Below are 15,872 nucleotides of genomic sequence, written 5' to 3'. Positions count from 1 at the left end.
AAAAGGGGAGGGGACGCTACGGCGTCTCCTCCCCTTTTTTCGTTCCGGCGATCCGTTCGTCGTGGAGATCAAGCGGCCTTGGCGTCCGGGCGGACGAAGTTCACTTCGCGGACGACCTGCCAGCGGCCATCCTCGAACACCAGATCTATGCTCAGATCGATCAGCGTTTCGGGGCCGCCGATCGGGATTTTGCGTGAGATCAGGACATGCCCGCGATCACCGGAAACGGTGGCGGCATGGAATTTCGCCCACATGTGATCGTCCGGGTTCTTGTCCTTGAAGGTCTGTTCCAGCATGGCGAGGCAGCCCTGCTTGTCTACCGTCATCAGTTCGCCATCGGCACCGAGAAACAGGATCTGCAGATCGTCGTGATAGAGGGCGTCCAGCTTTTCCCGGTCGGCCCGGACCCCGGCGTGCATCAGTTCCTCGATCCGGGTGCGCAGCGCGGCTTCGGTTTTTTCCGTCATGATCTTTCCTTTGCGTTCAGGCGTATGTGCCGTTGATGGGGGAGTCTTTCAGCGGCCCGCGCAGGAAGCCGATGCCTTTGGCGATCCATTCCAGGCTGGGACGGGAAAACGGGACGTTCGAGATATCGGCGATCTGCAGCGTGCCATTGCCGTTGATGACGAACAGGCCCGGCTCGGCGAAAGGAGCCTCTACATCCATCCCGTTGCGGGGGCCGGAGATGTAGAGCCCCAGTTCCTGCATCTGGGGAATGGTCAGCCCATAGGCGATATCGAATTCCTGAGAGATTTGCGCCATGTGGGCGGCGGCCCGGGGCTGGCTGTCCGCGGAAACCGCAAGCACGTCCACACCGAGGGCCTTCAGGTCCGGCATCGCCGCATTCAGCTCTTTCAGATAAGTGGTGCAAAGCGGGCAATGTTTGCCGCGATAGACAACCGTGAGCATCCAGTCGAACCCGTCGCGAGGGGCGGATAAGCTGCGCGTGCCGCCTGCAAGCACAGGAAGAGTGATCGCCGGAAACGCCGATCCGGCGGCAAGTTTTACGCTGGTCATTGGGAGGCTTTCTGGCTTATGTATCGTTCGATATATAAGGCATAAGGGCGCATAGTGCGTCAAGGGATATATATTGAACGATACAAAAAAAATTGGCCGCCCGCGAAATTTCGATTACGGCGAGGCGCTGGTGCAGGCGATGTCCGTGTTCTGGACCAAGGGATACGATGGCGCATCCCTGCGCGATCTGACGCAGGCGATGGGTATCACTGGGCCCAGCCTTTACGCGGCCTTTGGCGACAAGCGCGAACTCTACCTGAAGACCATCGATCACTACTGCAATGCGGACGCCTGCGCCCCGATTGTGGCGTTTGAGGGCGAAGATGACATCGAAAAAGCCATTCATGATTTCCTGGCCGAGGTCATCCGTTCCGCCACAGAGCATGCGAGCGGGGCCAAGGGCTGCTTCCTCGCCTCGTGCGTCGTGACGACGGTCGGCCAAGTGGATGGTGTCGCCGAGCGCGTCGAAGCGGCGATCGACGACACCGAACAGAGGCTGGTGGCCCGTTTCGAATGCGAGATAGAGAAGGGCACTTTGCCGCCGGACTTTCCTTCGCGTGAGCGGGCTGCGCTCCTGTTCGATATCAGGCAGGGCTACATGTTCCGCGGGCGTGCCGGCTGGAACAAGGACCGTATGCAGAAAGACATCGGCGCGCGGGTACGGATGGTACTCTCACACTGACCGCTTCGGGGCGAAAAGGGGCTCTCTCTTGCCGCGCGTTCCATCAGATCGCAGTCACGGTTGCGGGAGGTCTGACGTGCCTTCCGTTTCCCTTGGGCAAGGCAAAGCGCAAGATTTGCGATATGATGTAGACGGCGCGCGCAATGCGTATTACCATGCTTGCAATTAGTATTACTGAACTGGGTGGCTCAATATTACGAGGGCAGGCGTATGGACGGAGTTCGCGTAGGTAACAGGTTGATTGGGGCTGATGCGCCGGTCACCGTGGGGTGGGAAAACATTCCCCGCGTGCAAGGCGGTCCTGTGAAGCAATTCGTGTTCACCTGGTTTCAGCCTACGGTGCTCTTCGCCCTGATCGCGTTCTGGTACTACGCGCCCAATTCCATCGCCAAGGCCTCGACGGCAATCGGCATCGCTGTCGGCTTCAAGGTGCTGCTGCTCGCGCTCGAATGGGTGAACCCGCGCTATGAGAGCTGGCGGCTGACCTGGAAAGAACTGGCGACGGACCTGTTCTATGTCGGGCTCGGGTTCACCGTGCTGCGCCTCGTCGATGGCTTCATCGGTGACGATGTCATGATCAAGGCGATCCAGGGCTATTTCGACTGGGACAAGTTCTCTTGGTTCACGGGCCTGCCGCTGCTGGTTCAGGCGTTCGTGATCTCTTTCATCTTCGATTTCGGGCAGTACTGGATGCATCGCGGGATGCACAACTGGTATCCGCTGTGGCTGACCCATTCGGTGCATCACTACATCACCCAGCTGAACATCAACAAAGGCGCGGTGGGCAATCCGGTGGAGCTTTTCCTGATCGGGCTGGGGATCGGCGGATTCTTCGACTTCCTGCCACGCGCGGCTCTGCTTGCAGGGGCAATCGGGCTGTCTGTCAGCACGTATCAGCACATCAATGTCCGCTTCAACACGCCGCGCTGGTGGCGCTTCGTGTTCAACACGACCGAGCATCACAGCCTTCATCACTCGCAGGACTATGAAGCGACCCGGAGCAATTATGCCGGGACCTATATTTTCATAGACCGCATTTTCGGCACCTGCGTCGATGGCGAGGCCGAGCTGCTGGGCATGGAAGGCGGCCGCCGCATGTCGATCCGCGAGCAGATGACTTATCCCTTCACAGAGGCGTGGAAGTCGATCCGGAAACGGTTCGCCCGGCCGGTGGCAGTGCCCGTGCCGCGTGCGGCACCGCCTGCGTAACCTCGCGGTATTCAATATCTAGAGCCCGGACCGGGGCGGCCACAGGCACCCCGGAACGCGGCCTGCTGTCCAGGTTCTTTCAAAGGGGGTCTTGTGAACTTGCGTCTAATCGACTGGATCTGGCACGTGAGGGGCAGCTTGGCGCTGGCTCCGGAGCAATCGAAGGACGAGGCCTTCGACAGGCTCGAACCTTTGTTCCATCAGGGCGGCACCAGTCATGAACGGGCAAACGGCCTGCTGAGGTTCAGCAAGAAGGATCAGGCGGCGCAGGACAAAATGTCCATCTTCGATGGCGGCGTCCTGCAAATCGAACACGAGGCGGCCCGTCCGGTGCTGCGGTACGACTTGACCAGCCGGGCGCTGCTGGCCTGCTTCCTGGCGCCGCTGCTGTTCCTGGGCTTTGCCCAGCTGACCATAGCCGTGGGCAAGTTCCAGACGGAGCCCGCCGAAAGCCGGAGCGAGTCCGGGAAAGCCTCTGCCAAAGAAGAGGCCCCCAGGCCGCTGAACCCGATAGACAAGGCACTTGGGGCGCCCGAGCCAGAAAAGCCGGATAAGGATGGCAAGGACGGGGCCAAAAAGAAGGACAGGAAACCTTCGCCCACCGCCGCTTACGTTTTTGCCGGGATTTTCGCGACGCTCTACGTTGTGGGGCGTGTCCTCGAAGACCGGCTGATCAAAGGGCTGTTCAGGAAGAAATTGCTGGGGGCATAGCCATCCGGACGGGGCAGGGGGCGTGTGGCAGCGGCCTCAGGCCATGTTCCGCAATTTGATCTAACCCCTTGTTGTACCGTCCTGGCGGTTCCATGGTCGCGCCATGACCCAGCCCCTCACTTTGACGTTCAACGGCGCCGCGCGGACGGTGACCGGATCGTGCCACGAATTCGTGTCTGGCAAGTCGCGCGTGCTTGTCGATTGCGGAATGTTCCAGGGATCGCGCACGCTGGAAGGGCTCAATGCCAGCCCCTTCGCGTTCAATCCCCGCCATGTCGATGCGGTGGTGCTCACCCATGCGCATATCGACCATTCGGGCCTCCTGCCGCGCCTCGCTGCCGAAGGGTTCAGCCGGCCGATCTGGTGCACGCAGGCGACGGCGGACCTGCTTGAATACATGCTGGCCGATTCCGGGCGCATTCATGAGGCGGACACGGCCCGGCGCAACCGCCGCCGCGACCGGGCGGGGGAAGAGCCGTTCCAGCCGCTCTATACCGAAGCCGATGCCATGGCTGCCTGGGGCATGTGCCGCCCGGTGGAGCGGGAGGAATGGTTCGAACCGGCACCGGGCTTCCGCGCGCGGCTGTGGAATGCAGGCCATATTCTCGGCTCGGCATCGGCCGAGATCGAGGCAGGCGGGGCGCGGGTGATGTGCTCGGGCGATCTCGGGCCGGACAACAAGGCGTTCCATCCCGATCCCGAAGGGCCTTCGGGCTTCGATCACGTCCTGTGCGAAAGCACTTATGGAGACCGCCGCCGCGAGACGGTGACGATCGAGGCCCGGCGCAAGGTGCTGGAGGCGGAAATCCGCGGCGCGCTGGAGCGCGGGGGCAATCTCGTCATTCCCAGCTTCGCGCTGGAGCGCACGCAGGAACTGCTGCTCGATATCGTCGAACTGCTGCGCGCCAAGGCAATCCCGCCCGTGCCGGTGTTCATCGATTCCCCGCTCGCCAGCCATGCCACGGACGTGTTCAAGCGCCATGCCGCCGAACTGGAGGATCTGCATGGCTCCTGCGTGTTCGAGCATCCGCAGCTCCACTTCGTGGAAAGCGTGCAGGAATCGATCCGGCTCAATTCGGTGAGCGGGGCGATCATTCTCGCGGCCTCGGGCATGTGCGAGGGCGGGCGCATCCGCCATCACCTGATCCACAACCTATACCGGCGGGAATCAACCGTGCTGTTCGTCGGCTATCAGGCGGCGGGCACGCTGGGCCGGGTGATCCTGGAAGGCGCGCAGCGGGTGCGTATTTCCGGGCAGGACGTGCATGTGCGCGCGGCAGTCCGGCGGATCGATTCTTATTCGGCCCATGCCGATCAGGGCGAACTGCTCGATTGGGTGGCCGCGCGCGCGCCGATCCATGGCAGCCTGTTCCTCGTCCATGGGGAAAATGGCGCGTTGGAAACGATGCGCCAGCTCGCGCAGACGCGCGCTCCCGATGCTACCATGGTGGTACCTGCGATCGGAGAGACCTGGGAACTGCCCGCTGGTGCTCCGGCACGGCGCATGAAGACCGGGCGCGAGGACATTGCCGAAAACCTCGGCCATGACTGGCAGAATGCCTATGCGGCTTTTGTCACTGGCCTCAAGCGCGACCTTGCACGGATCGAAGGCGAGCAGGCCCGCGAAGAAGCCTTGGCGCAGATGCGCAAGGTGCTGGACAGCTATGCCAAGCACCGTGACGGGCGGCGCAAACACGCATCCCGCGAGCGATAAGGCGGCTTTGCGCTCTGGAACTCGGCTGCACGATCCATTACTAAACACCTGTGTTGAGTAGCGAGGGGCGCCATGAACGTCCCCGCGCAGCGTGCAAGGCCGCATGGCCAAGGGAGATGCAGCGTGAACAAGCCGGAAAAGTTCGAACCCAGCCGTCTGACCGCTCAGGATATGGACGGCGAGGTGCTGTCCACTTATCCGACCGAGGCGTTCCTTTCGAAGGACTATCTCCAGGCCGAGAAGAAGCTGCTCTGGCCCAAGGTGTGGCAAATGGTCGAACGGGTGGAGGACTTGCCCAACCCCGGCGACTGGATGACCTATAACGTCGCCGATGAATCGGTGATCGTGCTGCGTAAGGACGACGGGTCTTTCAAGGCGTTCCACAATGTCTGTCCCCACCGGGGACGCCAGCTCGTCTCGGTGCCGGACATGCTGCCGGGTAAGGTGCATGACGTGCGCGGGTCCAACCGCAAGAACTTCATCTGCGGCTTCCATGGCTGGACGTTCGATACCGAGGGCAACAACACCTACATCCTCGATCCGCAGGACTGGGACAACAAGCTCACCCCTGAGATGACCTGCCTGTCCGAAGTGCAGGTGGATACCTGGGGCGGCTATATCTACATCAACATGGACCCGGACTGCGTGCCGCTGAAAGAGTGGATGGGGCGCGCGGGCGAGATCCTGGAGCACTTCGATCTCGCCGGGATGCGCTATAAGTGGCGCCAGTGGGCGATCTACGACTGCAACTGGAAGACGGCGATCGAGGCGTTCCTGGAGCCTTATCACGTCGCAGGCACGCATACCCAGCTTCTGGCCTATGGCGATTACTATGCGCTCTCGAAGCAGTACGGGCTGCACTCGGTCTCCAGCTACGATACGCGCGAGACCAAGTTCCAGATGAGCGAGAGTGCGGGCACCACCCGCGCGGGCAAGGGCGACGATGCGCGTGTCTCGACCTACGAGCTGATCCGCGAGAACTACGAGACGGTGAACTACTCCGCTTCCACCGAAACGCTGGTGAAGGCTGCCAGCCGCCTGGTTGATGAGCTGCCTGAAACTGCGACGCCTGCGGAAATTATCGGACATTGGCTCAAGTCCGCCAAGGCCGACGATGCTGCGCGCGGGGTGATCTGGCCGGAAGTGCCGCCTGCGATCAAGCAGGAGTCCGGGCTGGCATGGGGGCTGTTCCCCAACCAGAACATCCTTCACGGCGAAACGTTCGCGCTATGCTACCGCGTGCGTCCTTATGGCGACGATCCGGACAAGTGCGTGTTTGAAAGTTACGCTCTCGAACGCTTCCCGGAAGGTGAAGAGCCGCAGACCGAATGGGTCTATGCCGACCCCACGGGCGAGAATTGGGGCTCGGTTCTGGCGCAGGACTTCTCCAACATGCAGTTCGTGCAGAAGGGCATGAAGTCTTCCGGCTTCCGCGGGCCGCTGCCCAACCCGCACCAGGAGCAGAAGGTGATTAACCTGCACCGCAACCTCGCCAACTTCATGGAAGGGAGGGGCGCCCCCACCAGGCTGGATCCGGACTGAGTTTCGGCCCCGGATAGGCAAGCTGTGTAATTCCACCGTCTTGACGGGGTATGGCCAGCCCGATTCGGCCTCTGATTCGCGTACTATGCGGTACGAAAATCGCGGATTTCAGCCAGTTTTGGCATTACGGCACGGTAGTTCCGAAAAATATTTCAGGCATGTTGCAATGCAAAATTTCAAACGATTGCAACACGCTCCGGGAGATCGTTCCGTTTTGGATGCAAAAAGTTCCCGATTGGACTGTCTTAGGGATTAATCCGGACCGCAATCCCCCGTACTATCGGGGTATGGAACACTATCGCACCATCGCACTGATCGAAAACGACTACCAGAAGCGGGCGAAGATCACGAACGCCCTGTTTGCTGGGGGGTTTCACGTTGAACCGTTCGAGGAGATCGAAGAGTTCATCGCCGAGAGCAAGACGGGTTACATCGTACTTCTCAGCGACAATAGCGACAACCTCGACAAGTTGCTGAACCTGGTTAACCGCCAGGCGCAGTGGTTCCCGATCATTCCCTATTCGGAAACGGCTTCGCTCAACTCCATCGTTTCTGCGATGCTCAAGGGTGCAATCGGTTACATCGACCGTCTGCCCGATCTCGAAGGCGTCATGGACGTCATCAATTCGAACAAGGCCGAGCGTCAGAGGCTGATGGAAAACGGCCGCCTGCGGGCCGAAGCGCGCGCCAAGCTGGTGCTGCTGACCAAGCGTGAGCGCGAAGTGCTGCAGTACATGTCCGAGGGTATGTCGAACAAGATTATCGGCATGAAGCTGGGGATCAGCCCGCGCACCGTGGAAATTCACCGCGCCAACATGATCTCTAAGCTGGAAACGGACTCGACGAACGAGGCGCTGCGCCTCGCTGCCTACGCGGATTTCTGAACCTCAAGGGCAGGGGGGGCTTGCCTTGAGGTAAAGTGCACGGCCCACGCTTCCATCCGGTTTCTCATCGCCGCCATGCGGCAGGGATGAGCCAGATGGGTGCGCGGGCCGTTGCTATTCGGGGGCTGAAGTCCCGCTAGTTCAGGTTCTGCCGCTTGCCTCTGATCTGGGCAATCACATCGTTCATGATCGCATCGCGCGCATCATCGTGCGTTCCACTGCCGCAGGGCAACTTGGCCAGTTTCGGAAGGATGGCCTTTTTCTGGCTGGCTGCAGTAAAGCACCGGTCATAGAAGATCTGCACCATCTTGCGCAGGGCCCGGTCGGTCAGCTGGATGAAGACGCGCCGGGTGTCGGTCTTGTCGCGATAGCGGTGTACCAGCCCTTCCTTTTCCAGCAGCGTGATCCAGCGCAGGGCGGTCGTCTGCGGCACCTGCGCGCCGATGCACACACTGGTCGTCTGCATGCGCGTGTTTTTCAGTTCGGCAATGAACAGGTCGAGCAGGATGTCCCACGTCGGCTCCCCGAACAATTGCTGCGATCCGAAGATTTTCTCCCGCTGACGCCGCATGTCGTAGAGGTCCTGGGCCGTTTCCAGCCAGTCGTCTATCGTGGGGAATGGCAGTTGCGGATCCGCAGGATCATCGGGATCGCGCGCAATCTCTATTCTCGCGATGAGTTCGTTGAGTTCGTCGGTGAGATCGCGGATTCTTCTGGTCGTCATGCGATGATCTCCCACGGCAACGGGCATGCGCTCGCCGCTGCTCTCCCTCCCCAGAGCATCCTCACGCATTTCTGCGTAGAAGATGCTGCCAATGGTTGGCCTCTCCGGACCGAAAGTCAATCATGTGAATGTTCTGTAACGTCCTTTAAATTCCACTCGCATTGACTTGTTTTCCGCCTTGCTGCAGCATGCGCCGCCATCACCCTGCGAAGTGTGCGCTGCACCATTTCTTGTGCCATAAAATGGCCTGTCAGCGTTGTTCTTCAAGTATGCTCTTCTCTTGGCGGGATTGCTTGTCTGGATCGAGGGTAAGGCCAGTTGCAGTGAGATGGCCGCCTCAGCCGCTGAATCCTTGACCCGGCCCCTCCGATCGCCTAAGGGCGCGCATCTTCTGCGGGCTTGCTCGCAGGAAGCGACATAGAGCTGAACATTGCCATGTCAGCATTTCCGGGGCTTTTCCGCGTCTTGTGCGGGACTGATCTGAACAGGATAGCCCCGCGCGATTCGTGCGGGGTGTTTCGGAAGGCGATGGCAAAGTAATCCGGTGGCATCGAAGCCGGGTGGAGTGTTTTTCGGCTCACGCAAGTGAGGTTGTATCTGGTCCCGGGATAACGGGGAGGGGCAACTTTCCATATTTGCGTGAACCCTCACTTCTCCTTTCTTTCGAAACGCGCCGGGCCCGCAGACCCGGGGTGCGACGGGTCCGTCCCGTGGCTTGCGGTTTTCGCCCACGGTACGGGCCGGATCCATCGCACTCCCATTTTGAAAGAAGAGTATAGATGCCCACTATCAACCAGCTGATCCGCAAGGGTCGCGAGCCGCAGAAGGCCAAGAGCAAGGTCCCGGCGATGGAGCAGAACCCGCAGAAGCGCGGCGTCTGCACCCGCGTCTACACCACGACCCCGAAGAAGCCGAACTCGGCTCTCCGCAAGGTCGCCAAGGTGCGTCTCACCAACAGCCGCGAAGTCATTTCGTACATTCCCGGCGAAGGCCACAACCTGCAGGAGCACTCGGTTGTGCTCATCCGCGGCGGCCGTGTGCGCGACCTTCCCGGTGTGCGCTACCACATCCTGCGCGGCGTGCTCGACACGCAGGGCGTGAAGGATCGCAAGCAGTCCCGCTCGAAGTACGGCGCCAAGCGTCCGAAATAAGCCGCTCGCCACGTCGCATGGCAGCGCCCGTCATCCCAGCGAAGGCTGGGGCTGCTGGCCGCAAAACGCGACGAAGCAGTATGAAACATACCGAGCGGCCTGGAGGCCCGAGATCCCTGCCTTCGCAGGGATGACGTTTAAAGGTCTCCGCTACGCTCCGGACATTTTGGAGTTAAGAAATGTCACGTCGTCGTCGTCCCGAGAAGCGGGAAATCCTGCCTGATCCGAAGTTCGGTGATCAGGTCCTGTCGAAGTTCATGAACAACCTCATGCTCGATGGTAAGAAGTCGGTTGCCGAGTCCATCGTTTACGGTGCGCTCGACACCATGGAAGCCCGCGCCAAGGCCGATCCGGTTCAGCTGTTCCACGATGCCCTGAATAACGTGAAGCCGCAGATCGAGGTCCGCAGCCGCCGCGTCGGTGGTGCGACCTACCAGGTTCCGGTCGAAGTCCGTCCGGAACGTGCACAGGCGCTCGCCATCCGCTGGCTGATCACTGCCGCGCGCAACCGTCCCGAAACCACCATGTCGGCCCGTCTTTCGGGCGAGCTGATGGATGCCGCCAACAACCGCGGCAATGCCGTCAAGAAGCGCGAAGACACCCACCGCATGGCGGACGCCAACCGCGCCTTCTCGCATTACCGCTGGTAAGACGCTTCGTGGGGCCCGCATGCACGTCATGCGGGCGTCACACTTTCAATTCAGGGGGCTTGGGCTTATTTGAGCCCCGGTTCCTTCCAAACTCCTGCTAAGGATTTTCACCATGGCACGCAGCCATCCGATCGAACGCTACCGCAACATCGGTATCATGGCGCACATCGACGCCGGCAAGACCACCACGACCGAGCGTATCCTCTACTACACCGGCAAGTCCTACAAGATCGGCGAAGTGCACGACGGTGCCGCCACCATGGACTGGATGGAGCAGGAGCAGGAACGCGGCATCACCATCACCTCGGCTGCCACCACCACCATGTGGCGTGCGGAAGATGGCGAGGGTGAAGAGCACCGCATCAACATCATCGACACCCCCGGACACGTCGACTTCACGATTGAAGTCGAGCGTTCGCTGCGCGTGCTCGACGGCGCGGTCGCCGTGTTCGACGGTGTGGCCGGCGTTGAGCCGCAGTCCGAAACCGTGTGGCGTCAGGCTGACAAGTACGGCGTTCCGCGCATGTGCTTCATCAACAAGCTCGACCGTACCGGCGCGGATTTCTACTACTGCGTTCAGTCGATCATCGACCGCCTCGGCGCCACCCCGCTGGTGCTGGCACTGCCGATCGGCGCGGAAAGCGACCTGCAGGGCATCGTCGATCTCGTGAACATGCGCGGCGTGGTCTGGGAAAACGACGGTCTGGGCGCCAGCTTCAACTACGTCGACATCCCCGCCGACCTGGCCGACAAGGCTGCCGAATACCGCGAAAAGCTCGTGGAACTGGCCGTCGAGCAGGACGACGACATCATGGAAGCGTACCTTGAGGGCAACGAGCCCGACGCGGCCACGCTCAAGAAGCTGATCCGCAAGGGCACGCTCGAACGCGCTTTCGTGCCGGTGCTGTGCGGTTCGGCGTTCAAGAACAAGGGCGTGCAGCCCCTGCTCGACGCCGTTGTCGAATACATGCCGAGCCCGATCGACGTTCCGGCCATCGAAGGTATCAACCCGGACACCGAAGAAGCCGATACCCGTCCTTCGGACGATACGGCTCCGTTCGCGGCTCTGGCGTTCAAGATCATGAACGACCCGTTCGTCGGCTCGCTCACCTTCTGCCGCATCTATTCGGGCACGCTGTCGAAGGGCACGTACCTGAACTCGGTGAAGGACAAGAAGGAGAAGGTCGGCCGCATGCTGCTGATGCACTCCAACAACCGTGAAGACATCGATATGGCCTATGCGGGCGATATCGTCGCGGTTGCGGGCCTCAAGGAAACGACCACCGGTGACACGCTGTGCGCCGAGAAGTCGCCGATCATCCTGGAGCGCATGGAGTTCCCCGAGCCGGTTATCGAACTGTCGGTGGAGCCGAAGACCAAGGCCGACCAGGAAAAGATGGGCGTTGCCCTCTCGCGCCTGGCCGCCGAGGACCCCTCGTTCCGCGTCTCGACCGATCACGAATCCGGCCAGACCATCATCAAGGGCATGGGCGAGCTTCACCTCGACATCATCGTCGACCGGATGAAGCGCGAGTTCAAGGTGGAAGCCAACGTCGGCGCGCCGCAGGTGGCTTACCGCGAATATCTCGGCAAGCCGGTCGAGCTGACCTACACCCACAAGAAGCAGTCGGGTGGTTCGGGCCAGTTCGGTGAAGTCAAGGTCAAGCTCACCCCGGGTGAGCGCGGTGCCGGCATCAACTTTATCGACTCGATCAAGGGCGGCAACATCCCGCGCGAATACATCCCGTCGGTGGAAAAGGGCATGCGCGAGACCGCCGAGACCGGCGCGCTCATCGGCTTCCCGATCGTCGACTTCGACATCGAACTGCTCGACGGTAAGTACCACGACGTTGACTCGTCGGCTCTGGCCTTCGAAATCGCGGGCCGCGGTGCGATGCGCGAAGCGGCTGCGAAGTCCGGTATCAAGATCCTCGAACCGATCATGAAGGTCGAGGTCGTGACCCCGGAAGAGTTCATGGGCGATGTCATCGGCGACCTTAACAGCCGCCGTGGCCAGATCCAGGGCACCGACAGCCGTGGTAACGCTCAGGTCGTCGAAGCCAACGTGCCGCTTGCGAACATGTTCGGCTACGTCAACCAGCTGCGCTCGTTCACCCAGGGCCGTGCGCAGTACTCCATGCAGTTCAGCCACTACGACGAAGTTCCGGCGAACGTCGCGGCTGAAGTGAAGGAGAAGCTTGCCTGAGGGCAAGAATGGTTCTAGGGGCGGCGCCTGCTGATTCCGCGGGCTCCGCCTCCACACCCGCAGATTCAATTTCATTACGAAAGAAGGTTTGAAAGATGGCGAAGGCAAAATTCGAGCGGAACAAGCCGCACTGCAATATCGGCACCATCGGTCACGTCGACCACGGCAAGACCACCCTGACGGCTGCCATCACCAAGGTCATGGCCGAAGTCTACGGCGGTGAAGCGGTCGATTTCGCCAACATCGACAAGGCTCCGGAAGAGCGCGAGCGCGGCATCACCATCTCGACCGCGCACGTCGAGTACGAAACCGACGCCCGCCACTACGCGCACGTCGACTGCCCGGGCCACGCCGACTATGTGAAGAACATGATCACCGGCGCTGCTCAGATGGACGGTGCGATCCTCGTCGTGAACGCCGCTGACGGCCCGATGCCGCAGACCCGCGAGCACATCCTTCTCGCCCGTCAGGTCGGTGTGCCGGCTCTGGTCGTGTACCTCAACAAGGTCGACCAGGTTGACGACGAAGAGCTGCTTGAACTGGTCGAGCTCGAAGTTCGCGAACTGCTGTCCTCGTACGAGTTCCCGGGCGACGATATTCCGATCATCAAGGGTTCGGCTCTGGCCGCTCTCGAAGGCCGTGACGACGAGATCGGCAAGAACTCGATCGTCGAGCTGATGAAGGCTGTCGACGAATACATCCCGCAGCCGCCGCGTCCGACCGACCAGGCGTTCCTGATGCCCGTCGAAGACGTGTTCTCGATCTCGGGCCGTGGTACGGTTGTCACCGGCCGCGTCGAAACCGGCATCATCAAGGTTGGCGAGGAAGTCGAAGTCGTCGGCATCCGCGACACCCAGAAGACCACCGTCACCGGCGTTGAAATGTTCCGCAAGCTGCTCGACCAGGGCGAAGCTGGCGACAACATCGGCGCGCTGGTTCGTGGCCTGAAGCGCGACGACGTGGAGCGTGGCCAGGTTCTCGCCAAGCCGGGCACCGTGACCCCGCACACAGAGTTCGACGCCGAAGTCTACGTGCTGTCGAAGGACGAAGGTGGCCGTCACACGCCGTTCTTCGCCAACTACCGCCCGCAGTTCTACTTCCGCACCACCGACGTGACCGGTGAAGTGATCCTCCCCGAGGGCACCGAGATGGTCATGCCGGGCGACAACGTTGCCCTGTCGGTCAAGCTGATCGCCCCGATCGCCATGGACGAAGGCCTCCGCTTCGCTATCCGCGAAGGCGGCCGCACCGTCGGCTCGGGCGTTGTCGCGAAGATCACGAAGTAATTCGCTGATCCTCGGATAACCGAGTTAAAAGGCCCGGTCTCCGCAAGGAGGCCGGGCTTTTTCGTTGCGGGCCGGAGCAGGCCGGGGCAGGGGGAGCGGCATGGCACGCAAATATTCAAAGCACGGTCCCCGCGAGGACGTGTTTCGCGATGACGAAGACGAGGCAGCCGATGCTGCGCCGCCGCCCGATTGCTGGCTTTGCGGCAGGCCTTGTGGCGAAACCGTGGTCTGGCATCATCCGGTTCCCAAGAGCCGGGGCGGGCGCGATACCGTGCCGATGCACCCGATCTGCCAGAACATGTTGATTACCACTTTCACCAACTCGGAACTGCAGCGCTACGGGCTGGATGTGGATCTGCTGAAGCTCGATCCGCGCATCGAGAAGTTCCTGGGCTGGGTCGCCAACAAGGATCCGGATTTCAACGCCACGCTGGGCAAGAAGAAGCAGCGGTAGGTGTCTCAGGGGGGGTGGCGGCGATGACTTCGGAATCGTGCGTGATAAGGTGCCTTTGAGTCATTTCCTTACGCGGCGCGGGTGGATCGCGGCGATCGCGCGGAATTGCGCTTTTTTAGCGGAATCAGGCCTTGCGCGAATCCCGGGCGCGGTGTAGGGGCGCGCTTCGAATTGATCGGGGCGAAAGCCCTTTGGCTCTTTCTCATCGGTAGTAGGTAATGGAAGCTCAGAACATTCGCATTCGCCTCAAGGCGTTTGACCATCGCGTACTCGACCAGGCCACTGGCGAAATCGCTGACACCGCCCGCCGTACCGGCGCGCTCATTCGGGGCCCCATTCCGCTGCCGACGAAGATCGAGAAGTTCACCGTGAACCGCGGTCCGCACATCGACAAGAAGTCGCGTGAGCAGTTCGAGGTTCGCACCTACAAGCGCCTGCTCGACATCGTGCAGCCGAACGCCGCCACTGTCGATGCGCTGATGAAGCTCGATCTGGCCGCTGGCGTGAACGTCGAGATCAAGCTGGCTTAAGTCAGCTTCGGGGCTGCCTCTGGCGGCCCCAAGGTCTTTTTCGATCGGACCTGAAACGATCGGAGCGATATTCGAACCTTCGGGTTCAGATGACCTTGTCGATCCTCGAGATCGGCTTTGCGGGGAGAAACCCGCAGAGACAGAGCCCCCAAGGGAAACCGGCGGGGACACAAGGGATACCTCCGGCGCCGCCTTCGGGCCAAGCGCCGGGAATGCGTCCCCCGTCTCGCTTCCGCAGCCCGCGAATGGGCCAGCAGGGAGCACCCAGCCCGGACGGGGCATGCATCACAATTTGGGCTGGACACGCCTGTTCGGGATGGGCCCGGGCAGGCCTCTGTAAGGAGTACAGGTCATGCGTACCGGCGTGATCGCCAAGAAAGTCGGGATGACCCGGCTTTTCCAGGAAGACGGACGGCACGTGCCGGTCACCGTCTTGGCGCTGGAAGATTGCCAGGTGGTTTCGGTCCGCACCGCAGACCGCGACGGTTATGTCGCGGTTCAGCTCGGTGCCGGCGAAGCCAAGCAGAAGAATGTTGCCAAGCCGCAGCGTGAGCACTTCGCCAAGGCCGAAGTGCCGCTGAAGATGCGCGTTGCCGAGTTCCGCGTCGCTGACGATGCGCTGCTCGATGTCGGCGCGACCATCGCCGCCTCGCACTTCGTGCCGGGCCAGCTGGTCGACGTTGCCGGGCACACCCAGGGTAAGGGCTTCCAGGGCGCGATGAAGCGCTGGGGCTTCGGCGGTCTTCGCGCCACCCACGGTGTTTCGCTGTCGCACCGTTCGCACGGTTCGACCGGTAACCGCCAGGATCCGGGCAAGGTCTTCAAGAACAAGAAGATGGCCGGTCACATGGGCGACCGTCAGCGTACACAGCAGAACCTCGAAATCGTCCGTGTGGACGACGAGCGCGGCCTGATCTTCGTCAAGGGCTCTGTCCCGGGCGCGAAGAATGCCTGGCTCACGGTTTCGGACGCCGTCAAGGTCGACCGTCACGCCGAGGCTCCCTATCCCGCCGGCCTGAAGCAGGCCGCCAACAGCAATGACTCGGCCGCTGCCGACACCCCTGCGGAAGATACCGCAGCTGTCGAAGCGACCGAAGGCCAGGAGGGCTAAG

At 61.4% G+C, this 15,872-nt stretch carries 16 protein-coding genes; 13 read left to right on the top strand and 3 right to left on the bottom strand.

The annotated features are described in order from the left end of the window. Positions 1-68: 68 nt before the first annotated feature. Complete coding sequence (locus MTR66_RS01580; RefSeq protein ID WP_243917312.1) at positions 69-467, bottom strand: nuclear transport factor 2 family protein; 399 nt, start codon at positions 465-467, stop codon at positions 69-71. Positions 468-483: 16 nt separating this feature from the next. Further along, complete coding sequence (locus MTR66_RS01575; protein ID WP_243917311.1) at positions 484-1,017, bottom strand: peroxiredoxin-like family protein; 534 nt, start codon at positions 1,015-1,017, stop codon at positions 484-486. Between the two features lie 73 nt (positions 1,018-1,090). On the opposite strand from MTR66_RS01575, the gene MTR66_RS01570 reads away from it, so the two are divergent. The 6 genes from MTR66_RS01570 to MTR66_RS01545 all read left to right on the top strand — a co-directional run bounded on the left by MTR66_RS01570 (position 1,091) and on the right by MTR66_RS01545 (position 7,759). Next, positions 1,091-1,699: a TetR/AcrR family transcriptional regulator gene (locus tag MTR66_RS01570; RefSeq protein ID WP_243917310.1), complete on the top strand. Its 609-nt coding sequence runs from the start codon at positions 1,091-1,093 to the stop codon at positions 1,697-1,699. A gap of 210 nt (positions 1,700-1,909) precedes the next feature. Further along, positions 1,910-2,908 (top strand): sterol desaturase family protein, encoded by a 999-nt coding sequence (locus tag MTR66_RS01565; protein ID WP_243917309.1) that lies wholly within the window; start codon positions 1,910-1,912, stop codon positions 2,906-2,908. A gap of 93 nt (positions 2,909-3,001) precedes the next feature. After that, entirely contained in the window at positions 3,002-3,619 is a 618-nt protein-coding gene (locus MTR66_RS01560; protein WP_243917307.1) for a hypothetical protein, read from the top strand. 103 nt (positions 3,620-3,722) lie between these two features. Further along, on the top strand, positions 3,723-5,333 hold the full coding sequence (locus tag MTR66_RS01555) for an MBL fold metallo-hydrolase RNA specificity domain-containing protein (RefSeq protein WP_243917305.1): 1,611 nt from the start codon (positions 3,723-3,725) through the stop codon (positions 5,331-5,333). A gap of 171 nt (positions 5,334-5,504) precedes the next feature. Next, positions 5,505-6,875: an aromatic ring-hydroxylating oxygenase subunit alpha gene (locus MTR66_RS01550; protein WP_268740180.1), complete on the top strand. Its 1,371-nt coding sequence runs from the start codon at positions 5,505-5,507 to the stop codon at positions 6,873-6,875. A gap of 50 nt (positions 6,876-6,925) precedes the next feature. Then, positions 6,926-7,759 (top strand): response regulator transcription factor, encoded by an 834-nt coding sequence (locus MTR66_RS01545; protein ID WP_243917301.1) that lies wholly within the window; start codon positions 6,926-6,928, stop codon positions 7,757-7,759. 136 nt (positions 7,760-7,895) lie between these two features. On the opposite strand, the gene MTR66_RS01540 is transcribed toward MTR66_RS01545, so the two are convergent. Continuing rightward, complete coding sequence (locus MTR66_RS01540) at positions 7,896-8,483, bottom strand: MarR family transcriptional regulator (RefSeq protein WP_243917298.1); 588 nt, start codon at positions 8,481-8,483, stop codon at positions 7,896-7,898. A 779-nt stretch (positions 8,484-9,262) separates the two neighbouring features. Here MTR66_RS01540 and rpsL point away from each other — a divergent pair. The 7 genes from rpsL to rplC all read left to right on the top strand — a co-directional run bounded on the left by rpsL (position 9,263) and on the right by rplC (position 15,871). Next, entirely contained in the window at positions 9,263-9,634 is a 372-nt protein-coding gene (rpsL, locus tag MTR66_RS01535) for a 30S ribosomal protein S12 (RefSeq protein ID WP_007682177.1), read from the top strand. Positions 9,635-9,813: 179 nt separating this feature from the next. Beyond that, on the top strand, positions 9,814-10,284 hold the full coding sequence (gene rpsG, locus MTR66_RS01530; protein ID WP_243917296.1) for a 30S ribosomal protein S7: 471 nt from the start codon (positions 9,814-9,816) through the stop codon (positions 10,282-10,284). Between the two features lie 112 nt (positions 10,285-10,396). Further along, positions 10,397-12,490, top strand: a complete 2,094-nt coding sequence (fusA, locus tag MTR66_RS01525; protein WP_243917294.1) for an elongation factor G — start codon at positions 10,397-10,399, stop codon at positions 12,488-12,490. A gap of 95 nt (positions 12,491-12,585) precedes the next feature. Then, entirely contained in the window at positions 12,586-13,776 is a 1,191-nt protein-coding gene (gene tuf / locus MTR66_RS01520; protein ID WP_243917292.1) for an elongation factor Tu, read from the top strand. 100 nt (positions 13,777-13,876) lie between these two features. Then, positions 13,877-14,230 carry a hypothetical protein gene (locus tag MTR66_RS01515; protein WP_243917291.1) on the top strand — a complete coding sequence of 118 codons (354 nt, stop codon included), beginning with the start codon at positions 13,877-13,879 and terminating at the stop codon, positions 14,228-14,230. A 218-nt stretch (positions 14,231-14,448) separates the two neighbouring features. Beyond that, on the top strand, positions 14,449-14,760 hold the full coding sequence (gene rpsJ / locus MTR66_RS01510; protein WP_007011873.1) for a 30S ribosomal protein S10: 312 nt from the start codon (positions 14,449-14,451) through the stop codon (positions 14,758-14,760). A gap of 352 nt (positions 14,761-15,112) precedes the next feature. Beyond that, on the top strand, positions 15,113-15,871 hold the full coding sequence (gene rplC, locus MTR66_RS01505) for a 50S ribosomal protein L3 (protein ID WP_243917289.1): 759 nt from the start codon (positions 15,113-15,115) through the stop codon (positions 15,869-15,871). Position 15,872: the final 1 nt, after the last annotated feature.

The sequence above is a fragment of the Novosphingobium beihaiense genome, from assembly GCF_022832375.1.
In the GTDB taxonomy this organism is placed as follows: domain Bacteria; phylum Pseudomonadota; class Alphaproteobacteria; order Sphingomonadales; family Sphingomonadaceae; genus Novosphingobium; species Novosphingobium beihaiensis.
Note: the sequence above shows the minus strand (reverse complement) of the source record. Positions and strands in the feature narration are given on the sequence as shown.